12 protein-coding genes, 1 tRNA gene and 1 pseudogene are annotated in these 22,488 nt (G+C 33.5%); 5 read left to right on the forward strand and 9 right to left on the reverse strand.

Features of this window, described 5'->3' with window-relative positions; translation table 11 throughout:
* Positions 1 to 160: 160 nt before the first annotated feature.
* Positions 161 to 6,088 (reverse strand): alpha-2-macroglobulin family protein, encoded by a 5,928-nt coding sequence (locus tag BA768_RS10645; RefSeq protein WP_065720719.1) that lies wholly within the window; start codon positions 6,086 to 6,088, stop codon positions 161 to 163.
* A 78-nt stretch (positions 6,089 to 6,166) separates the two neighbouring features.
* Between BA768_RS10645 and BA768_RS10650 the strand changes: the two genes are divergently transcribed.
* From BA768_RS10650 to BA768_RS10665, 4 genes are all read left to right on the forward strand, one after another.
* Positions 6,167 to 6,862 carry a hypothetical protein gene (locus BA768_RS10650; protein WP_317039954.1) on the forward strand — a complete coding sequence of 232 codons (696 nt, stop codon included), beginning with the start codon at positions 6,167 to 6,169 and terminating at the stop codon, positions 6,860 to 6,862.
* Positions 6,863 to 6,865: 3 nt separating this feature from the next.
* Complete coding sequence (gene recF, locus BA768_RS10655; protein ID WP_065720721.1) at positions 6,866 to 7,945, forward strand: DNA replication/repair protein RecF; 1,080 nt, start codon at positions 6,866 to 6,868, stop codon at positions 7,943 to 7,945.
* Between the two features lie 106 nt (positions 7,946 to 8,051).
* On the forward strand, positions 8,052 to 8,426 hold the full coding sequence (locus BA768_RS10660; protein ID WP_065720722.1) for a four helix bundle protein: 375 nt from the start codon (positions 8,052 to 8,054) through the stop codon (positions 8,424 to 8,426).
* Positions 8,427 to 8,480: 54 nt separating this feature from the next.
* Positions 8,481 to 8,777: a hypothetical protein gene (locus BA768_RS10665; protein WP_065720723.1), complete on the forward strand. Its 297-nt coding sequence runs from the start codon at positions 8,481 to 8,483 to the stop codon at positions 8,775 to 8,777.
* On the opposite strand, the gene BA768_RS10670 is transcribed toward BA768_RS10665, so the two are convergent.
* From BA768_RS10670 to BA768_RS10680, 3 genes are read right to left on the reverse strand one after another with little or no spacing between them, the layout of a single operon-like run.
* Positions 8,755 to 10,788, reverse strand: coding sequence for a recombinase (locus BA768_RS10670; protein ID WP_065720724.1), 2,034 nt, complete (start codon positions 10,786 to 10,788; stop codon positions 8,755 to 8,757). The genes BA768_RS10665 and BA768_RS10670 overlap by 23 nt on opposite strands.
* Positions 10,789 to 10,801: 13 nt before the next feature.
* Positions 10,802 to 11,446, reverse strand: a complete 645-nt coding sequence (gene mtgA, locus BA768_RS10675) for a monofunctional biosynthetic peptidoglycan transglycosylase (RefSeq protein ID WP_065720725.1) — start codon at positions 11,444 to 11,446, stop codon at positions 10,802 to 10,804.
* 41 nt (positions 11,447 to 11,487) lie between these two features.
* The gene (locus BA768_RS10680) at positions 11,488 to 12,534 is read right to left on the reverse strand and encodes an ABC transporter substrate-binding protein (RefSeq protein ID WP_065720726.1); all 1,047 of its coding nucleotides are present in this window, start codon (positions 12,532 to 12,534) and stop codon (positions 11,488 to 11,490) included.
* 48 nt (positions 12,535 to 12,582) lie between these two features.
* Between BA768_RS10680 and BA768_RS10685 the strand changes: the two genes are divergently transcribed.
* Positions 12,583 to 12,656: transfer RNA gene (locus BA768_RS10685), tRNA-Arg, on the forward strand.
* Here the strand turns inward: BA768_RS10685 and BA768_RS10690 are convergent.
* The 5 genes and pseudogenes from BA768_RS10690 to traN all read right to left on the reverse strand — a co-directional run bounded on the left by BA768_RS10690 (position 12,622) and on the right by traN (position 22,488).
* Complete coding sequence (locus BA768_RS10690; RefSeq protein ID WP_165601786.1) at positions 12,622 to 14,196, reverse strand: recombinase family protein; 1,575 nt, start codon at positions 14,194 to 14,196, stop codon at positions 12,622 to 12,624. The genes BA768_RS10685 and BA768_RS10690 overlap by 35 nt on opposite strands.
* Before the next feature lie 88 nt (positions 14,197 to 14,284).
* On the reverse strand, positions 14,285 to 14,506 hold the full coding sequence (locus tag BA768_RS10695) for a hypothetical protein (RefSeq protein ID WP_065720727.1): 222 nt from the start codon (positions 14,504 to 14,506) through the stop codon (positions 14,285 to 14,287).
* 179 nt (positions 14,507 to 14,685) lie between these two features.
* A pseudogene (locus tag BA768_RS10700) lies at positions 14,686 to 19,548 on the reverse strand (Eco57I restriction-modification methylase domain-containing protein); the annotation flags it as partial.
* Positions 19,549 to 19,578: 30 nt separating this feature from the next.
* Positions 19,579 to 21,567: a type IV secretion system DNA-binding domain-containing protein gene (locus tag BA768_RS10705; protein ID WP_065720728.1), complete on the reverse strand. Its 1,989-nt coding sequence runs from the start codon at positions 21,565 to 21,567 to the stop codon at positions 19,579 to 19,581.
* 54 nt (positions 21,568 to 21,621) lie between these two features.
* The gene (traN, locus tag BA768_RS10710) at positions 21,622 to 22,488 is read right to left on the reverse strand and encodes a conjugative transposon protein TraN (RefSeq protein WP_065720729.1); all 867 of its coding nucleotides are present in this window, start codon (positions 22,486 to 22,488) and stop codon (positions 21,622 to 21,624) included.

Genomic DNA, 22,488 nt, shown 5'->3' on the forward strand with positions numbered 1-22,488 from the left:
ATTTAAATTTTATAAATTCCATAAAATCAAAAATCATTCCAAACTAAACAGACGTTTAATTTTTAACATCATATTTGATAGTTAAAATGCAGTAAAATCTCCAGCTGAAAAATCAAACAAACAGTAATATGACTACAGCTTTCGTCTATTGATAGATTCATTATTCCGAAATTATCACGTTGGTTCCTTTTGTGTGTGCATTCATTTGCGGTGCATAATAATTTTGGATCGTCGTTAAGCCATTTGAAAAGCTTCCTGAAGCATTACAGATCAGATCATATTCAAACACATATTTCCCTTTTGGCATATATTGAATGTAAAAATTCGTCGAAGCATCTTTTGTAGACTGATAATATCCTAAAGAATTTTTCCACTGATAACCCGAAATCACATCAAGCGGCTCAAATCCGGCTGCTCTCATGTCTTTGATATGAATAAATTCCATAGCACGATCGGTGTTGAGAATCATTCTTACCGTTACTTTATCACCTATTTTTAATGGCGTTTCTTTGGTAATCGGTTTCAACTCTTCACCATTTACCGTTTTTACTTTTTTGTACAGTTCCTTATTAACTGAAAGATAATTCTCAGAAGATTTTATTTTATCCAGATCTTCATAATATTGCCAGAATAAACCACCCTGAACAATTCCTGCACCTGGTTTTGTTATGGTAACGGTGGCTAATTTTCTATCTAAAACATCAGTTTTAACAGCAGATTTCACATAACCTGTTGCTTTTGTTTGCGACTGCAATTCTTTTCCGCCCCAAACAATGGTTGCTTTATCACTTTCAGGATTTGTCCAGGATTTGCCGGAGTTTAAAATTGTGAAAATTACTTCTGAAGTTCCTCTTGAGCTTCCCCAGGAATTCACTTCTTTTTGAGTGATTAACCAGATTTTCATGTCTTCAATAAATTTCTGATCGTTTGATTTCAACTTATTGAAAGCTTCCAAAGCTCCTGCATGATTCACCACTTTTGAACTGAACCAGCCCCAATCATCAAGATTCTGTTTCCAGTAAACACCCTGAGTTTTTGAATCTACCGAAGTTTCTTTTAGATAATTCATAAGTTTATCCGAAACATCTTTCAAACCATAATCGTTCATCAATAAAGCTGCACGATGCAATCCGAAGAATGTAAAATCGGTAAGTTTTGCAGATTTCGCTTTTTGCTTCACAAGGGATTTCAAAGTTGCTCCTTTACCTTTTAGCGGATATTCTTTTTCCCAATAATTTCTGGTATCCAAGTAATCTAAAGACCAATTTGTCCAGATATTTTTTTCTTTAGAATCAACATATTTATTAATTTCATTATCGACATATCCGATCAGCTTTTTCACCAATTCTTTCTGTTCTGAACTTTGATAATCTTTCACATTATCTTTCAACCAGACATTGATTTTTCCTAAATTTTTAAGAATATACAACGATGTCGAATATGAACTCGGGTAACCTTGATACCACGAAAACCCTCCGTCAGGATTTTGAAGTTTACTGAAATCGCTCCAGTCCTGATTGATCGAATTTTTCATGGTATTTGCATCAAACAATAAAGCTAATTTCTGCATTTGTTCATTTTCATTTGTACTTTCCAGAACCCACGGTGTTTCTTCCAGTAAAAGCTGTTTCAATTCCTGATTTTTTTCAAGATTGGAATTTAATAATCCTGCGTTTTGATATTGTTCAAAAACGGTTTTCATTTTCGGATTCGCTTTAAAAATTTCCGAAGCAAGAACATCGGCAAACCACTTATTAAAAATGACATCGGCAGAATTATTCTGATCATTTTTCAGACTTGGCAATGCAAACATAATTTCCCAAATCGGATTCGTCGTTAATTCCAAAGTATTTGAAACGTTGGAAATTGTTGTCGAAGTGGAATTTTTAAGATTTTCAAGTTCAAAAGTTTTGGTTTCGCCTTCTTTTACAAAAACAGGAACTGCTTCGGTTACCAACATTCTATTTGGGAGAACCGCAACTGCTTTTTGCTCGCCGTCTGAATATTGACCTGCTTTTGCCACGACTTTTACAATAATAGATGAAATGTTATTCGGAACTTTCAACCTCCATGTTAAAACAGAATTTCCGTTCTCATCAACAGAGAAAGCCTGTTCTTTATTGTAACCGGAAACGGCAGTTAATGTACTCAATCCAAATTTCTCTGAAATATCTTCGTTGGTAAAGGCATCTAAAATCTGTAATTGAGCAGAGCCATTCAGTTTCTTATTGGTAAGATTTGATAATTTTGACTGTAAATTCAATTCATCACCTTCTCTTAAAAATCTAGGATAATTTGGGGTAACCGAAAATTCTTTCTGCGTTACGACTTCTTTTTCCAAAGTTGCTGCTCTTGCATCTTTTGTATGAGCCAAAAACATCAGTTTCCATTTTGTTAAGGCTTCAGGTGAAGTGAATTCAAAATTTACATTTCCTTCGGAATCTGTTTTTAAATCTGGGTAGAAGAAGGCGGTTTCGTTGAGATTTTTACGAACAGGAACATTACTTAAATCTTCACGATCTAAAACACCATCAGAATCGGAATATTGTTTTTTCTCCTGTTCAGATAACTGTCTTCCTGAGGCAAGAATATCAATCGCTGCATCGTTTACTACTTCTTTAGATAATCTCATCATAGGAGCTGGAGACATAGCAACTTTTGGAGCTCTTACAGGTTCGGGAACAACATTTTGTGTTACTACAAGTTTATCTGAATTCCCACTATAATCACCTCTACCCAGCCTAAAATAATACAAATCTGAATTATCAAACCAGTTAAATTGAGGAACTTCTACATATTTTTGTTCTAAATAATTAAAATCTACACTAAGATATGTTGCCTCCAAATTTTGAGTAATACCATAAGAATTTACTACTAAATAAGGTCTGTACAAGTTTTGCCAGTTGAAACTGTTTACAGAAAACTGATCCAGCGACATATCATACATATTTGCCAATACTTCGGCATTAATCTTTTCTTTTTCGTTTCCTAAAATTTTCACTGCCCATTTCTCTTTCGAATTCGGTTCAATTTTGTCTCTGAAAGTAATGGTTTCAATTTTTAAAGGCTGTTCAGAATTTTTTATTTTCAGATTGACTGTTTCCGTCTGAACATCATTAAACGCTACAAGTTGAAACTGAAGATTCAGACTATTTACTTCTTTATCTTTCGGAATTTCAATTTCATATTCTAAAACTCCATTTTTAAGCTGATGAGTTTCAGAAATTGTTTTTCCTAAACCGTTTTGCACAAAAACATTTACCAAAGCATTCGGAACTGATGAATATGCGTAGATTTTTGCTTTTTCACCTCTCGAAACTTCATCTTTAGAATTTAAAACAGAAAGAAAAGTTTTCTGATTGTTTTTTAAAGCTTTTTTGTCCCATACACTGAAATTCTGTACGGCTTTTATTGTGTCTTTTCCTTCGATATTATACAATTCCAATTTATAATCACCGGATTCTAATTTTCCTAAATCCAGAGATTCTTCATTTCGTTTCTCTCCATTCAGAATGACAGATAACGCTTTCCAATTTTCTTGCTGGTCATTTTTGTCATAAAGATCATGAGGGAATTTAGCACTAAATTCTTCTTTCGAAAACTTCGGCAGATTCTGAACTTGAAATTCAAAATTACTTCTGAAAATTCTCTGTGGAGCTTCCAGTTTTGATAATTTAACCTGATATGATTTTTTTAAATTTTGCTCGTTATAATTTTTAGTTTCTACTTTCAACTTTATGTTTTCATCGTCAAAAGCATTATTAATTTCATCTGCTTTGATATAATGCGAAACCGAAGCAACTCTTAAATTCGTATTTGCAGTCTGCGTTTCACCGTTGATGTCGGTCACCGAAGCATTGATCTGATAATTATCAATCTGAATTCCTTCTAGTTTTTCATCTTTTTTAAGATCTAATTTTATAACAAATTCTCCTTTATCATTGGTTTTTGCTTCACCAAGAATCGAATTTTCATTATTATCATTTTGAGGATACCAAGGAAAATATCTCCAGCGAATATTTTGTTTTCTGATCTCGTAATTGACGTTGTTATTGCTTAATGCAATCCCAGAAAACATCATGGCTTTCCCTTTCAGTTCAATAGTTTGCCCATATTTATACTCATCTTTTACAGGTTCGAAAGTCACTTCAAATTTTGGTCTTTTGTATTCTTCTACCTGAAAATATTTATATCCGTTAGAATTTCCGTCTGTTGAAAGCGTAAAATTTCCGTTTAGTTTTCCTTTAGGCAAAATAAAGCTTCCGTGATAAGAACCAAACTCGTTTGTCGTAAAACTCTGAACAGAAACTTCCTGATTATTGGCATCTTTCAAAGTGATATTTTGCTTTAAACCAGACATTACAGCTTCTATTTCTTTCTCAATCCTTGTATTGATTACCTTAAAGTACACAGTTTGTTCGGGTCTGTAAATTGCTCTGTCTGTGAAAATCTGAGCCTTGTTCTGTGTTTGTTTATTCGGATTGTATTCTTCACGATTATTGTAGCCATACAACTGCATCATCTGGAAATCATTTGTTTTTGGCTGCTGAATTAAGATCGTTCTGTAATATTCTTTACTTTCTGTCGCCGGAAATTTAAAAATTCCTTTATCATTGGTTTTTCCTTCAACTTTATTCAAAGTTTTATTTTGGACGAATTCGTAAAAAGTAAGATTCTCATTTAAAGCAGGTTTTCCGTTTTCAGAATTAACCAGTTTTAGTTCATTTAAAAGCTGATTACCACTTTTGCTGTGATAGATAATTTTATGATTCGAAACTAAAAAATAAAAATTCTGTTCTTCATTTTTCATACCCGAAACCTGGTATTCTGCAACATAAATTCCCGAAGGAAGTGACTTTAGCTCCAATGACGTTTTGTGAACCTGATAATCTTTCGGATCATTCAGCTGAAAAACATCTTTTCGTACCAACGTCTTTTTAACCTTAGAAAAAGAATTATTGTAATGATTTTTTGAATATTGCATGAACGCTAAAAAGTTATCTTTAACTTCATAGATGTTCAGCGAAAATTCATTTACGTTTTTAAATTCAGCAACGAGATGAATCGGTAAATTGGGTTGCGTCTGCTCTTCATATTTAATATTCAGAGAAGGATTTGTGATCTGATTTTCTTTATTTTTAATATTATTGATAAAAGCAGATTTCGGATATTGGTTTTTAATGGAATTTCCGATCTGAATGGCTTCTTTTTCTTTATTTTTTAAAACCAATTCATTCATCATCTCTTCAGCGATCAGAACTTTGTAATCTCCCTCTACATTTGTTTTCATCAGATTCTGAAGCTGTGCTAATTTGTCTTTGCAAGAGCTGAAAATACAGTTTTCCACCACCTTCTGATGCATAAAATAAAGCTTTGAATTTCCGGTATTCTGAGCAATCAGTTCATCAAAAATCGCATCAATTGTTTTTCTGTTTTCGTTAAGCTCATTCTTTGTAAAAAGACCATTATCTGAGAGGAAATTCACTTTTTTAAGAGAATACCAATCGAATAATGTCGGGAAATAACTGATGTTTTCTGTATTCAAAAAGATGTCTCGATACTTCGCAAGAGAAACTTTTTTCATTGCCTGGCTTTGCTGATCAAGATCTTTAAAATTTTGGTTTAAATAGTTTTTAAAATCGAGCTTACTCCATGTTTCAATCTGAGTGAGATCCTGCGAATTGATGTTGGTTCTTCCATTGATTTTCCAGGAATTTTCATTATAATAATCCATCAGAAAACCCGAGAGTAAAGCTTTATACATCAGCTGATCATCATTTTTCAGATCTTTTCCTGTCGAAGTTAGTTTTGCAAAAAACTTTGATACAGTATCATTTTTTTCGTCATCTGTCGTCTGATTGATTAGACTGAACTCAGCTCTTAGTGAACGGATCAGTTGCACCCCATTATTTTCTTTCATAGCTTGTTTTTGAATTTCTAAAACAACAGGAAGATTAGATTTATACGATCCTTTTCTGGAATTCTCTTCTATTTTTTTCCATTGAGCATCATAATTATTCTGGGCAGAAACATTTGAAAAACTCAGTGAAATAAGGATCAGGAACAAAACCTTGGAAAATCTTTGCATAAGTGTTATTTTTGATAAATGAATTGTTTAAAAGTACTGAAAAAATCTGTCATAGACAGCCAAGTTTACGTATCCTTAATGGGAACTCTTTTCGCAGTATTTTTCATGCTTGAGCAAAACACATTCCGTTTTCCGACCGTGTTGCTTTTATTCATCACCTATTTCAGCGGTTATCTTTATACCAAATACCAAAAAACGAAGCATTTTTATAAAATCCTGATTCTGAATTTCTTTGCAGGACTTATTTCGGCAGCTTTGATCATCTTTAATCATAATGAAATACGTCTTTTAAAATGGTTCATCATTGTTGTGTTGGGTCTTCTTTACAACAGCTTTTTCCTCGAAACTTATATCCGGAAAATACCATTGCTGAAAGTATTTTATGTAGGTTTGGTCTGGGCTTTAATGAATTGTTGGCTTACTTTACCTGAGTTTGATTTACCCATTTTTCTCATCAGCTTTCTGTTTATCACGGCTCTAGTTTTACCTTTCGATATTCGCGATATGAAAAATGACACCGTAGAAACTTTCCCTAAAATAATCGGAGTGCAAAACACGAAATATATTGCTTATTTACTGGTGTTTATGGCATTTATTTTATCTGTTTTTTACTTAAAATATGAATTTGCGTTGAGCTTTTTCTTAACCTCAATCTTAACCTTTATATTGATCTATTTTTCTGAAAATTCAAACAAAGATTCTTACTTTTCTTTTTGGGTGGAATCCTGTTCGGCATTACCTTTTTTATTTTCACTAATAATGAAGTATTTTTGACAAATGATTATTAAGAAGCTTTCTTTATACAATTTCAAAAATCATTCAGAAAAGATATTTGAATTTTCGCCACAAATCAACTGTTTTGTTGGCAATAACGGTGTCGGAAAAACCAATATTCTGGATGCCCTGCACTATCTTTCTGTCGGGAAAAGTTTTCTCGGCAATAGTGACGTGAACAATATCCTGCAAGATGAAGATTTTTTTACCATAGAAGCTGAAGTTCAAAATGAAGATTCCGAAGATATTATTAAAATTCTTCAACCCAAAGAATCTAAAAAAACGATAAAGAAAAACGATAAAAGCTACGATAGAATGGCAGATCACATAGGCTATTTACCGAGTGTGATGATTTCTCCATACGATTCTAACCTGATTTCGGATTCTGGGGAGAGTCGCAGAAAGTTTTTAGATTCGATGATTTCGCAGACAGATTCTTCCTATCTATTTGATTTAATACAATATCAGAAAACGATTCAGCAGCGCAATGCTTTATTGAAATATTTTGCCAAAAACAGAGTTTGGGACAAAGATTCTTTAGAAATTTATGATGATCCGATCACCAAATCCGGAACTAAAATCTTTGAAAAAAGACAGGAATTTGTTGCAAAACTGAACCCTATTGTTCAGAATTTTTATCAGATCATTTCTGGTGGTAAAGAAAGTGTTTCGGTAATTTATGAATCACATTTGCTTACTGATTCTTTCGAAAACCTTTTGTCTGAAAGCCTGGAAAGAGATCGAATGCTCACTTACACTTCGAAAGGAATCCACAAGGATGATCTTCTTTTTGAAATGGATGCTGTTCTCATTAAAAAAATTGGTTCGCAGGGGCAGCAAAAATCGTTTTTAATTTCATTAAAGCTTGCTCAAATGAGCCTTATAAAAGAATTAACCGGTAAAACCCCTATTCTTCTTTTAGATGACATTTTCGATAAATTGGATGATTCACGAGTTTCTCAATTGATAGAACTGGTGAATCAGGAAAATTTCGGGCAGATTTTTATTACGGATACGCATAGAGAACGTACGGAAAATGTGGTGAAAAGAATTAATGAGGAAAGTGTTATTTTTGAAGTCTGATACCAGATGTGAGTTTCGAGATTTAGGATTGGAATTAGTAGTTATGGGTTTGCAAAACTATATTTTGATACTTCTGACTTAATAATTTAATTAAAACACAAATAAAATGAGTTATCGAAATTTAGATATTTACAAAATTGCTTTTGAATTGTTTCCAAAAGTTCATAAAGCTTCTTTTCTCCTTCCCAAATATGAACTGTACGAATTGGGAAGCCAGCTAAGAAGGTCTTCGGATTCAGTTATTACTAACATTGTTGAGGGTTATGGGCTTTCGGTTTATAAAAATGAATATTACAGATTTCTTGTTTTCAGCCACGCAAGTAACGATGAAACAATTAATCATTTAGAAAAAATAATAATTTTATACCCTGAATTTTCAGCAGAATTTGAAATATTAAAACAGCAATACGATTTTTTAGGTGGAAAAATTAATAATTATAAAAAATGGGTTAAAGAAAACTGGAACGAAAATAAATTGTAAAACTCTTAACTAATAAAAAACTCGGATCAACGAATCACGAAACCCGTATCTCCTATGAAAAGAAACAAAAAACGAGAATTTCAATCTTCAGAACTGGTAAAATCTTTTGCCAGAATTCATGGTTTTGAAGATAAGCTGATTGCTTTTGAAATTAAAGATTTTCTGGAAGATTATCTTGATGAAAGCCTTTTTCAGGAGGTTGTGAGTGTAAATCTGGATGATAAAATTATTCAGATCAGAATCAATTCACCCTTGCTTAAAAACGATTTTAAAATGCGAAAAAGCTTTTATCTAAAAAAGTTTCAGGAGAAATTTGGTGAAGAAAAATTTAATGATCTTCAGATTTTGTAGGAATTGAATTCTGAACCAGCGTGCTCGATTTCAGATCAAAATTGGATCGTAGCGGAAAGAAAAACTTCATTGGATTTCTTAAAAAATATCTGAAAATCTCTCTGTAAATCTCTCTTACTTCACCAAAGTTCATCTTTCTCGAACGGAATGCCAAAAACATCGACAAGCTGAAGCTCACCAGAAAGTTGAAGAATCCTATCAAGAATACAGTAAAAAAAGCAGTCCAGAAAACAGATGAATCAACGACAAAATCTTTTCCATAAAGACCAATTGCAAAATTTCCGGCAGCAAAAGTAATATGACGAATGTCCAAATCTAAACCGAAAAATAAACCAACAGGCGCAGTGGCTCCAAGAAAAACACCAAACCAGAAATTAGAAATAATTCCGGCCCAGTTTTTAGCATAATATTTTGAGAGATTTTTTGCAAAACGGGCTCCAAACAGCCTTTTTATAGGAAGATTTTTTGCGATTCTATCCGGAATCTGATAAAATACAGAGTTATTGCCAATATTTCCTGAAATAATTCCTGAAATAAAAAGATAAAACCCTGCAATACAGGCATGAAGGATCGCTTTAGATTTAAAGGGATCGAGATCTTTCAGTAACTTGTCTGATTTTTCAACCGCTAAATTCTGTGAAAAGAAAACATCAAGGCCGTACATAATCAGCATCGCAATCGGAAACGAAAGAAGTACATTTCCCACGAAAGCAATAAACTGACTTCGAAATAATTTTGAAACCAGATCGGCAAATTCGGTATAATTATTTTTTATATTTTCCTGTTCAGATAAAACTTTGGTCATTGTTGCAGCCGTCATTGCAGGCTGTTTTGTTGCGAGCGTAAATCCCATCAGATAAATCATTACAAATCCCATCGCATAATTAATCGAGTACAAAAACGCGTGAAAAAAGTCGCTTCCGGGCATAAAACCATACAACATTTTCAAAATACACAATGCACCGACAATAATTCCGCCACCGCTTGCTTTATAGAACATCTTCATGTACTGTTTACGGTTTGAAGTAATATAATGACTTCCGGTTTCTGCGGTATGGTTTGTAATTAAATGAGAAATTAATCGTGTGCTGTCATTGATAAGATCAGAAATATTGTTTTTATGAGATTTATAACTCAGAATATTAAAGATCAACTGTTTAGACTTTACAATAACATCATCAGTCTGATCAATGATCAAAAGATTGATGATTTCTGAAATTCTTTGTGTCTGTTGGCGGATTTTCAGAAGAGACTGATTAATTTTACCTGAAATACCATATTTTGACGAATTTTTAAAAGCAATATTTACAAAATCCTGACATTGTTCCGCATAAATTTTAATCTGCTTATATCGGCTGTCTTTAGAGTTAAGCTGAATTTCAGGGTTAACTTTAAATTCTTCAGCCAAAGCTTCCAGTTCGTTTTGTAAAGCCAGAAAAGGATTGTCGAAATTTCTGTATTCGGGAGCCATTCTTACGACATCAACTTCAAGAGCCATTCCGGTAACGCGCCATGAAAGGATGTTCATTGAAAATATCAGTTCGCTTTTCACATTCGGTTTCAGAATAAAATCTGAAATTCCTAAAATCCGCATCAAATCATTCACTTCTTCTTCGGGAAGATTATGAAGATACTCAAGGTCTTTTTTCGGGCTTAAACTGACGTTGTCGATTAGATACCAAACCGTATTTTCGTTTTCTACGGGCGGCAAAACTTTATTTAAGATTCTTTTTTTAAGCTCAGGAAAGAAGGCATTTTCGGAAAGAATATTGGCTTCCGTTAAAGAAAGATTGAAGGGTCTTCCCTGAAAAACATTGTAGATATAGTGTCTGAAATTCTCTGAAAAATTCTGATGTGTGGTGAAAAAACTAAGAACTTCTTTGAAATCTGTCTTTTTTATAGCCTCAAAAAACTCCGCCAAAGGTTCCAGCGAAGCCGTTTCATTCTTAAAGGAAAAATATTTTTTAAGAACAGCTTCAAAATTTTTTGTATTTGAACTCAGCAGTTTCATGAGTGCAAAGATACTATTTCAAACTCACATTCCTCATCTGTCTCATAATCCAGTTGTGTTTCTTTCTAAGATATGCAGAAGGATTTTTGGGATCATACTTCTTAGGGTTGGGTAAAACAGCAGCAATCCAAGCCGCTTCTGAAGTGGTAAGATCTTTTGAAGACTTCCCGAAATAATATTTAGATGCCGCTTCAACACCGAAAACGCCCTGTCCCATTTCAATAGAATTCAGATATCTTTCAAGAATAATATCTTTTGACCAAACTTTTTCTATGATAAAAGTATAAACCGCTTCAAGCCCCTTTCTGATCCAGCTTCTGCCCTGCCAAAGAAAAATATTCTTTGCGGTTTGCTGTGATATTGTACTTCCTCCTCTCAGTTTTTTACCTTTTTCGTTATTTTTCATGGCTTTTTCGATTGCTGTATAATCAAAACCATTGTGATTGAAAAATTTTTGGTCTTCTGAAGCAATAACAGCTTTTTTTACATTAGATCCCATTTCATCGTAAGAAATATAATCCCGGTGCAATTTTCCGTATTCAAAAAGACCACCAATCTGCGTAATCGTGATGGGTGGATTGAAAAACCTTCCCCAAATGATAAAAACGACATTCAGAATGAGAACAATAAAAATAAGCTGTTTAATTTTCTTCCACATACGCTAAAAAAGTTAGTGCAAAAATATAAAAATAACGGAACTTACCTTAATTCTTTCATATAAGTTAACTGATAATCGGGCAAAAGTTCAGGATGAAAGATTTTGATATAATCTTTTAAAACCAAATCCGAACGAACTACTCCACTTTCAAAAAAATCGTTGGCTTTTTGTTTTTCCCTACCCGAAACTCCATAAATCTTCCCTTTATTAAATACCTCAAGCTTTCTATAAAAAGGATTGATGCTCAACATTTCTTTCTTTGAAAGATGATTTCCGGCATTTACCCAAAACTGAATATTTTTTGATTTCGAATAGACCTCCTCAAAGCTCATCGTAACAGCTTTTTCTTCTTTATTATCTTTTAAAATGTAATGAGCATTGGCGTCTGAAATATAATTTGCCGTAAACGTTTTTCCACCGGGCATATACCAAAAATCACCGTACATTTCGTTGGCTAAAACATTTGGTTTTTTGTTGGATTTTAAAGCGAGTTCTTTTAAATCATTATAATTTTTCTGAATTTCATTAAATTTTGAATCTGCTTCTTTTTCTTTGCCTAAAAGTTTTCCGAAAAGCTTAATGTAAGAAGTTTTCACCATTGGACTTTGCTCTAAATATTCATCCAAAAATATCACCTGAATATTGTTGTTTTTCAAAAGTTGATAAGTATTGTCGAAGCTTGCAATGTAATTGGTGAAAATAGCATCCGGTTTCATTGAAATTATTTTTTCGACATCATATTTCTGTTCATTTCCTACATTCTGAATTTTCCCTGATGCCAGCAAACTCTGAATTTTTTCAGAATAAATGTATTCAGGGCTTGCAATTCCTACCACTAGATTTTCTGCTTCTAACTCGGTTACATAGCCCATTAAACTTGCATTTAAAAGTATAATTTTTTGAAACGGAACTTTGTTTTTGTCGAATTGATAAGTAAAATTTCCCGATTTAAGATCAATTTTACCATCATTGGTTTTAAATTGCACCCTTTCTGATATTTTTTCCCATTCAGAAAACGAATTTTTTTGTTCTCTTTTACAGTTGATTAGAAGAAAAAACGTGATTACCAGTAAAAATTTTGCTTTCATGTTTCAAAGAAACTAAAAAAGTATTATATTTGCAAACCTTTAAACATCGGCCTCGTGGCGCAACTGAATAGCGCATCTGATTACGGCTCAGAAGGTTACAGGTTTGAATCCTGTCGAGGTCACAAGACCGACATTAGAAGATAATTCACTTCTTTGTCGGTTTTTTTTATTCCCTAACTCCTTCTTAATCAAAAAGATACTATTAGCAAAACTATTGATTTTTGTGGTTTGAAAATTCTCTCCATCAAAGATTAACTTTTCAGGATATATCAAACCAACAATAGCCCTTTTATCCATTGTGTTCGCATTTTTATATCTTTCAGAAATATTTATAATGGAATCAAGTGCTTTATTTATCCTTTGTTCAAAATTATTATTTTCAGCTGAACTCTTTAAAGCATTTAACTTAACCTTCAGATTTTCTATTTCAATTTTGTATTTATTTTTTATGCTTCTAAAATCTTCTTCATCTAATTTATCTTCAATGAACATATCTCGTGCTTTTTCAATTCTTTGCTCTATTCCAGTAAGCTTATTTTGAAGTACTTTGCGTTCATCACCAACGCTATTTGACGCAACTGCAAAATTTTGAACAAATATTGCTTTCAATATTTTTGCTGCACCATTGTTAAAGGTGAATTTTGAAAGTTCTTCCACAAATAAATCATTGACAATTTCAGAATTGTGTCTAAAACCACAATCAACTGTACAATGGTAGTAATAATAATGTTTACTTCTTCCCTTTGCACTGCTGGCTGTCAAGTTTTTATTACACTTTGGACATAGTAAAAGTCCTCTCAAAGGATAGCGTTCCTCATTTATTATACGACCAGCAGGTAAAAAGTCATCTTGATTACTTTTTCTAAATAGAATGCTTTGTACCTTCAAGAATAAATCCTCTGAGATTAAAGCATCGTGCTTTCCCTCAATTATTCTCTCTTCTTCATCATTATAAGCTTTTAACAAAAGTTTGCCTGTATATACTATATTTCTTAAAGCTTCCATAAACGAATTTTTTGTAAGTTTCCTTCCTTCACGTTTATTCATTTCTTTAAGAACCACAGCAGTAGGAAGATGTCCTTTGGCTACCTGTTTAAAAGCCCAAATTATATTTGATGCTTCAGGTTCTTTGACTGCAACATATTTTCTCCCGTCCTCTTTACTTCTATTAATATATCCATACGGAGCTATTCCCATCATCCGCCCTTCTCTGATAGCTCTTCTCATTCCATAAGTCACATTCATTGCCCTACGATCATTTTCCACTTCGGGAGTAGACAAATAAATCGCAAGCAAAAGTTTATTTTCCGGCACTCTCAGATCAAGCGGTTGTTCAATAGCTTGTGGAGTAATATTTAGCTTGTTTAAATTGGAAATCATCTGATAGGCTTCACTCGTATTACGACTGAAACGATCCCACTTTGTGAATAATAACAGTCTTCCTTCTTTAATGTTCCTTAACCTTCTAAATCCATACATATACTTTTTCCATTCAGGTCTTTCAAATGTTTTAGCTGAGTGATCTTCATAAATTACATTACCTATAGCTATATTCAAAGAACTACAATGTTTTCTCAATCTTTCCTCTTGATCACGCTGAGAATATCCTTTATCAGCTTGTTCGTCTGTTGATACACGTATATATAAATCAGCAATTTTCATATTCATTTAATTTAAATTGGAAATAAAGCATAATATAAAACTTACAAAGTTGTTAAACTAAGTAATTATGAATCACTAAAATAAGAAATTAATCGTTATTTAAAAGAAACTCTTTGATCGTAACTTTAGCAAGAGTATGTAAAAGTGATAATATCTCGGAAGCTTCTTCCTCCGAAACAAAAATTTCTGAAGCTTTGAGCATTTTAATAGCAACCTCCAAAGGCATTTCTTTAAAATTAATAATCGACTCTACCTCAAATAAATTTGAAGCATTGGCAGACGGCCGTTTATTTTTTTTTGCTTTGGACATTTAAAAAATTTGAATACCGAGGAGATATAATTTCATCCTCTATCTTGAAGTTTGAATAAAATTCGTAATTAATTCGCAGAAAAAAGCCCTCTACAAGTGAGTAAGGGCTATTTAAGATTTGTCTGGTATAAAAAAGAATTCTTCGACAATATTGATTTGATTTTCATGTGATGTCTCTTCTATCTCTTTCGTAAAACATTTATAGGTTGATCTCCTATTTCACTATCTGCTGTTTGCCTAGCAACAACTTTGATGTCGATTGAAGCATCATTATTAAGTTTTCTATTTTTATGTGCAAAGAGCTTAAAATTTTCATCCATCCTCTCCTTTACATTATCTCTATTTTGACTCAGTTCTTGTCTTTTCTCCTTTTCAATTTTGTACTTAGTAATCAGCTGTGTCTTAATAGCTGGGAGCTCTTCCAACTTTTTGTCTAGTTCATCAATCCTGTCATTGGTGGTCATAGTTTGAAATTCTATTTCTGAAACATTCACACCTTTTTCAGCTAAGTATTCGATAGTTTTCTGAACTTCAGCTTTAGCCAAGTCAATAGTTTTCTGGTAAGAAAAAAGTTGGTTTTTCCAATATCCCGAATTTTCACCTTCATCATTTGAATATCCCAAAATCCTGTTATAAGAATGTTGAGCTTTAGTAACCATCTCCTGTACTTTTAAAAAATTCTCATATTTCCGCAGAACAAATGCACTATCAGCCAGGTGCTTATTTTTCTCACTTTCAATCTTTCTTTTTAGCAGTTCAATTTCAATATTTGCTCTTGTTTCAGGATTGGTTATGATGGATGTTTTAAGTTCCTGTGTACTGATATCAGAAATATCCAAAACATTGGCTCCTTTTTTCATTGCTTCCAAATATCTTGCTTGTTTTGATTGAAGCTTCTGAAGCATAAACACATCGATGCTATCATTGGTAAGCATAAAATTGACCCTCACATTTTCGTGCCTGTTTCCCTGTCTCCAGGCACGGCCTTCGACCTGTCGTAGAGTGGTAAAATTATAAGGAAGGGAAAGCATATATAAATCCGTGGTATTTTGCTAAAGATTCATCCCCTCCTGAATACCTTCGCTGCCGAGAATAATTTTGACTTTCCCGGAATTAAAATCATCCTGAATTTTCAGTCTGTTCGGTTTGCTTGTTGCCCCTGTAATGACGCCAATTTCTTCAGGTTTATAACCAACTTCCGTAATGAGATAATCTTTTATTTTCGGAAATTCTGAAACTGCTAATTCTGAATATATGATTTGACCAAAATCAGGCATATCTTTCTTATTTTGTTGTATCAGTTTCATCGTCTCTATCAGCTTAGGGGAATTCTCAATAAATTCTTTTACTGAAGGGAATTCTCCGTCATAATAAGGAGACAGATAAGGAGAAATAGCGATAAGTCGAGCATTGAGAATATGAGTAAGAATTGCTCCCTTTTGAGAATCGTCGAAATTCTCTGTGAGCAAATCATATTGTTCCTTAGTTAAGTCATTCTGCTCAATTTTATATTCTTTATTAATCTTGGTTGGACGGATTAATTCAGGATTATCTTCTTCTCCTTTAATATCAATAAACTCAGATAGGAGCTGTTGAAACAAAGAATTATTTTTAAACCTCCGAACATTAGCCTTGAACTTTACATCTCCTTTCGCATCAATTTCCATATCATTATCTGCCTCCATAAAGGTTTCAAAAAAGGTATTGACATTGAAGTACCCTGATTCTTCAAGACGCTTATTCGCAATTAAGGATAATATCGAATAATACTCCAGAGGTTTATTGGTAAAAGGTGTTGCTGAAAGAAGCGTAACATTTCTACCATCATATTTATCCTGAATATATTGAGATGCCATCCAGGTATTAATTCCTAATCTGGAAGTCTGTTGATTTTGACTTCTAAAATCAGAAGCAAATCTTCGATCCTCAATTCTTACCTTTCCAACAATGTGATTTGCATTATGAACTTCATCAAAAGTAAAATGATCAAAACCAAAATCCTCCCAGTCATAGATTTTGCCACGCTTCATTTTTCCCTGCAGCTCTTTTTCTTTTTCTAATTCTTTTTGAAAATCTCTTTCGCTGATGGAATTAACACTACGCAATTCACTCTCTGAAATGTAAGAAAACTTTGAAGCCAAATCTTGGGTAATATTTTCGGAGAAACCGATATTATTAAAACCCTCATAAGTAACAATTGTGATTTCACCATCTCTGTTATCAAATCGGGAAAGGTCATAATCCTTTCCTAGATTTCCCAAGACATTTACTTTTGCGTTCGGAATTGTTTCAAATATTGTTTCGACCCATTGTTTTAAAATACTGTCATTGGGTACTACAATCAATGGCCTTTTAGAATTTCCACGCTCCATCGCTTCGTGCATAGAAAATATTCCGGAAAGTGTTTTTCCGAAACCCACTTCGTGTGCCAATAAGCCAACTCCTTTTGTCGTCAGCCTTCCGATTCCTGCTTTTTGTACTTCGGTAAGGCTAAGTTCTCTCCTTTTAAAATTGAGATGAATTTTTGAAAATAGAGGAAATCTGGAATAGTCCGGAACGTAGATATTATTATAATTTCTGTTGAATTCTTTTATAAAACGCTCTCTTAATTCGTCTGATAGTTCTTCACGAATGAACTTTTCAAAAAGGTCATTGGCAGCAGCCTTCCTTCTTTCACGGACTAATGCATTCCTTTCTTTATCACTCCCTGTAACCGTTTCGTTATCTACGTAACTTCGAACTTCCCAGGCTGAAGAACCTGCAAAAGCTTCGCTGGATAAATTACCAACAAAATCTTTGAACTTCTCTGCAAGATTATAATCAAAAACAACTGTTTCAACCTGCTTTGTAGAATGATTATATTTTTCTTTCTCTACTTGTCCCAATGCAAATTGGTGTACAAATTCGTGATTAGGGCTGATAGAAATATCATCCAAAGACTTGGGAGTCGGAAGAACACTCAAGAGCAATTCCTTTTGCTTCTCATATTGGTTTTCAGTTCCACCGATGGCATATTTATCTGCAAAGTCTTTTTCCAAATGTTCAAGCTTGGAATAGATATTTCCTTCAGCATAATAAAAATCGTGCACCCATTTCCCATCAATAAAATTGGCAAATTGATAGTGTTCACCTCTATTATTCAACGTCCCATCATAATCTGTATCACGAAAAGCAGCGATTTGCTCTGCTGAAATATCTGAGCTGTTTTGTAATGAAGTGTTGACAATTTCGTCTGACTTTGAAAAAAGATATTTTAAAACACCTTTTTTTATCTCAGGTTTTGTCTGAATTCTGTACTCGGATTCAAGTTTCTTCTGGGATTGGATAAGCTTTTCAGATTTATCACAAATCTCCTTTAGCATTTCTGCAGAAAATGATTTTATATCTTTATCGATTTGCTCTTTTAACTCGAAATATTTCTCAATTTCTTTTACAATAGCAGGGGATTTAAATTTAATTTCTTGAAAGGTTGAAAGAACTTCATCTATTTTTTCTTTAGCTTCGAAAAGATACTTTTCAGCTGGAGTTTGAACTGAAACCTCTTTTTTAATCGCAATTTCCTCTTTTACTTCTGTTTCCGTATTATCGAAAAATAAATCTTCGAACAAATTACCAATGCGCTCGTTTTGCTTTTTAGTTCTGAGTTGTTCTATTCTGGCTAATGCTTCATCCAAAGTACCGTGGACATAATTTTCCATTCGTCCAAAACGATTACTTTTCTCTCGAATTTCCCCCAGAATATTTTCAGGGTTATTCTCGAAATAATCAGAAACATCTTGTGTGATTTTTTGTGAACTTTTTTTCAGAATGACGATATCGGTTCCAATCTGCGTTCCTGCGAAAGCACCTGTTGGTAAACGATAAGCACTGGAAAATTCTGCATTCTCTAATTTCTTTTGTCGATTGAGCCAACCAGAAGGAAGCACCATTGCCAAAACTCCATTCGGTTTTAATGAGTCTAAAGAACGCTTTACAAAATAATCTTCGTATTTGCTTATTTTGGGTTCTTCTCCCAGCCCTTTGTATAAACCTCGGTGTTCTCCGTACGGAGGATTCCCAATTACCAAATCATACTTTTCAGCGAATTCTTTCGATTCTCGCTTAAAACCTTTTTCGTCAATAAATTCAGTTTCAAATGAACGTAGGTTTACATCAGCTTCCGGATGAAGGATCTTAGAAATTTTAGCGGTTGATTCATTAATCTCAAAAGCAGAAATATTGATTTTTAAGCCCAGGTCTTTTACAGCATACAGAAAATTTCCAGTTCCAATACTAGGTTCTAAAACTGAAATTTCTTTTTGATTTTTGAAATGGTCTTTGATTAGGCTGCGAATAGTATCAACAATCTTAGAATCCGTGTAGTACTCATCTAAAATTCCTCGACCTTCTTTTGCAGTACCACCGCTTTTATATTGATTACAGATGTTTTTTAATTCATCAGTGACGTCCACAGCCGGATGAATAATAACTTTATTATCTTTAGAAACAAAACAAGCTGCAGAAACCACTTCTTCAACTTGGTCATTGGTCAGTTTTTGACCTTTGTATCTTGAAATGAGAAATTCTAATTCCTCATTATATTTAGAATTGTCTAATTCTCCTTCGTCTCCGAGGGATATAGTTCTCCCGGATATGATTCTGCCCAAACGTTTTTGCTTGTCTTCATTTTTTTCAACATTTTGCGGTTGTGTTCCGTCAATAGATCTTCCTGTTCCGTTTCCTGAATCGCTCCACTCTGAGCCTGTAAATCCATTTCCAGCATTTGCGCTGCCGACAGTTTTTCCTCCAGTGTAATCTCTGTTTTGCTTGGATTGGCTGTTTTGCAAAGTTCTACCAGAATCTCGTCCAGAAATTTCGGATCCCAGGTAATGAGTGTTGGATATTCTTTCTGATCTAACATTAAGGTTTGCATTGTCTGAATTTTTGGATTCAACTAAAGTACTATTTTTATTCTGATGATTTATTTTGTTTTTAAGATATTCAGTCAAGTCTATATTTCCTTCATCTGAAATCTCATACATCTTACGGATACCATTCCTATCATCAAGTATTTTTCGATTGATTTCATAATTTTATTCTTTGATATTTTCCTTGACTATGAGCTCCACTTCTTTATTGATTTTTCTGAAATTGGTCATCAGAACTTCCTCTTTACGGTTGATACCTTTCTTATCCACGAATGAATAGTAATTTGGCATTGTTGGGTAATTTTGTTCTTCTTCCATAATGGCTTTCATATCCAGATTTATTTTTCCTCTTATGGCAGAGGTCTTATATTCTTCAGTCGTGTTATCATTGCCTTGCGCTATCATTCCCACCATCTCTCCAGTTTTCAAGGCTGCAATTTTTCCCGCAGGAATCATAAAGTCCATTTTCTCATTAATGCTGGTCGTTGTTCCTTGTTGAGAGATAGATTGGGAATAAGATTTCTGCTTAATTTTTCCGAATAATTTTTCAAGCCATTCCAATGTATTCTTATCTCTTGCAGAACCGGAAAGTATGTTTCCGACAATTGCAGAAATGGTATCTGCAACCTCTTTTTTATAAAATTGACGAAGCTGTGGAATTTCCTGAAGTCCTAATACAACAGCAACTTTGTTACTTCGTGCCGTTGCAACGATATTGTCAATTTTATGAATATAGATTGTCGGAAATTCATCAGCTATAACTCCTCCAGGTAAATTATGTTTAGAATTGATCAGACGTAAAGTCCTATTAAGGATTGAAGAATACAAAGCTGAATTGATATCCTGCGTTGCAGGATCTGATGCCAAAATCATAATTGAGGGATTTTGTTTATCAGTTATTTTCAATTCTACTTCATCTCCTGAGAACACCCAGAAACTTTCCTTAGTTGCCAAGCGGGAAAGAAATATTTTCAATGTCCCAATCTGTCCTTCCAACTGATCGAAAGCTTTATTGTCATAAGCCGTTTTGAATGGAGAAAGCAAAGAAAAAATCTCTTCGTTCGTAAAAAGAGTATCAAAAATCTCTTTATAACTACGGTTCATAAAAGATAAGATATGTGGCAGATCCGAATATTTCCCATTCTCGAACGTGGCAAAAAAGTAGATACAGGATGACAGAAAGTTGATAGCTGATTGTGTAAAAAAAGCTTCTGAACCACCTCCAGAACTTGCTCCGCCCTTTTGTAATGATGACACCATTGATTCTGCCATTTCCTGAGCTTCCGCTAATGTTTGAATATATTTTTTATGAAATGCATTGACTCTTTTAGACTTTTCAACTTCGTTCAGATTAATGACGTGAAAACTATAATTGTATCCGGAGTCTTTACTCTTTTTCAGCAAATAATGGTAGTAAGCAATTTGAGCTAAATCTGGAAATTTAAAATCGTAAATACAAAGACAGAAACCTTTAGCAATCATTTGACGTATTGAAGGATTAATTATACCAAATGACTTTCCGCTTCCCGGTACTCCGATTACAATTGTACCTCGAAAAGGGTCTATGTTAATATAGCCATTATAGGTTTTGTTATTATATCGAAATCTGTAAGGAATATTAATAGAGGTTTCCGTATTGACTAGCTTTTTATTTTGATTAAAAGATTCCTCTTCCACATTCCATCGGTCTTTTCCCATCTTCTGCTGCATCAACTTTGAAATACTGTCTGCTCCCATCTGAAGAATGACTGCTCCTAAAAAAGAAAGGACAGCATAGATGACCTGGTAAAGATTAAGTCCCGGAAATATTTTTGGTAATGTGCTGCTTCCAGCTTCTTCTTGCCAACTCAATGACGAGAAAATCATTGCTAATCCAAGCACCATCGGAACAATGATTTCAGTGGCAATATTAAGGTCTCTCTTTTTCTTTGCCTTTGTTCCAATGGCAACAAGCCCTATAAGAATGACCGTTGCAATCTTTGCATTTATCGGTGGATAAATGAAACTCATTTTTGAAAAATTCTTCAATAAGTTCGAGATTACTGGAACGTCAGCATTCAGATAGAACAATGAAGCGCAATCCAATGCCACGACAGCATAAACAACTTTCTGTAGAAAGCCATAAATCTTTATTTGATGTTGTTGCTCTTGCATTTTCTTGTTAAAATTTAATATTTCGAGAATGATTAAATGGAAGTAACACTTTCGCTAGAATGTATCTGCTTTAAGGATGTCTGAATAATTGACTTTCATTTCAATGGTTCTTCCGGAAAGCTGTTCCTCAATCAATCTTATCATCATAACCTTGGAATTCGGATACGTAAATTTTTTGAAAACATAAATATTTCGGAAGTTCTTTTTAAAATGCTTTTGAGGATTCAGCTGAAAAAGTGGCATCATCTCAATACTTTGATTATTGGTAGCTTTATGAATTTTTTTGTCCTCAATTGAAAATTTCAAAGCCTCAATATCATAGCTCAAGTTAGAGTTATTTTTAAAGGTCATATCCAGAAAGATGTAATCGCTGATGACATAAACATTATTGAGCTGAAAGCTTAGATTAAAATCTTTCTCTTGTCTGATCGGATTGTTTTCAGATTTCTTTTGAATGATATCCACTGCAAATTTTCGCAGTTCCAGATTGGAAAATATCATTTTGTCAAATTCAATAGGCTGCATTGCTTCGGCTTGAATATGAATATTTGTAACGGTATTCAAGTTTTCTGAATTTCTGTAAACTGCTTTGTATTGAGCAATGAAAGATTGTCCCATAACAGTAATAATTCCGATTTTATCTCGATCAAGAAATGCACTGTGATTCACTTTCTTTACTTTCTCATCAGATTTTTGCTCATCGGTAATCTTAATCCTTGCAATATTGGTTGTTGGTAAATCACCTGTCAATTGTGCGGTTGATAAATCAACATATTGAATGGGCTCTGGCGAGATAATATGCAGATTTATCCCTTCTGTAATTTCGATTTCTGGTAACTCAGAGATAATCTGTTCTTTGGTTGCGGTCTGTGCATTAACAGTTATAGCAAATAGTAAAAGTGTATATAAAATTGATTTCAT

The sequence above is a fragment of the Chryseobacterium sp. CBo1 genome (genome assembly GCF_001693475.1).
GTDB classification, from domain to species: domain Bacteria; phylum Bacteroidota; class Bacteroidia; order Flavobacteriales; family Weeksellaceae; genus Chryseobacterium; species Chryseobacterium formosense.

Bases quoted from the DNA above. Each gene is read 5' to 3' on its own strand.
- BA768_RS10645 (WP_065720719.1), bottom strand. From the start codon at position 6,088: ATGCAAAGATTTTCCAAGGTTTTGTTCCTGATCCTTATTTCACTGAGT.
- BA768_RS10650 (WP_317039954.1), top strand. From the start codon at position 6,167: ATGGGAACTCTTTTCGCAGTATTTTTCATGCTTGAGCAAAACACATTC.
- recF (WP_065720721.1), top strand. From the start codon at position 6,866: ATGATTATTAAGAAGCTTTCTTTATACAATTTCAAAAATCATTCAGAA.
- BA768_RS10660 (WP_065720722.1), top strand. From the start codon at position 8,052: ATGAGTTATCGAAATTTAGATATTTACAAAATTGCTTTTGAATTGTTT.
- BA768_RS10665 (WP_065720723.1), top strand. From the start codon at position 8,481: ATGAAAAGAAACAAAAAACGAGAATTTCAATCTTCAGAACTGGTAAAA.
- BA768_RS10670 (WP_065720724.1), bottom strand. From the start codon at position 10,788: ATGAAACTGCTGAGTTCAAATACAAAAAATTTTGAAGCTGTTCTTAAA.
- mtgA (WP_065720725.1), bottom strand. From the start codon at position 11,446: ATGTGGAAGAAAATTAAACAGCTTATTTTTATTGTTCTCATTCTGAAT.
- BA768_RS10680 (WP_065720726.1), bottom strand. From the start codon at position 12,534: ATGAAAGCAAAATTTTTACTGGTAATCACGTTTTTTCTTCTAATCAAC.
- BA768_RS10690 (WP_165601786.1), bottom strand. From the start codon at position 14,196: ATGAAAATTGCTGATTTATATATACGTGTATCAACAGACGAACAAGCT.
- BA768_RS10695 (WP_065720727.1), bottom strand. From the start codon at position 14,506: ATGTCCAAAGCAAAAAAAAATAAACGGCCGTCTGCCAATGCTTCAAAT.
- BA768_RS10705 (WP_065720728.1), bottom strand. From the start codon at position 21,567: ATGCAAGAGCAACAACATCAAATAAAGATTTATGGCTTTCTACAGAAA.
- traN (WP_065720729.1), bottom strand. From the start codon at position 22,488: ATGAAATCAATTTTATATACACTTTTACTATTTGCTATAACTGTTAAT.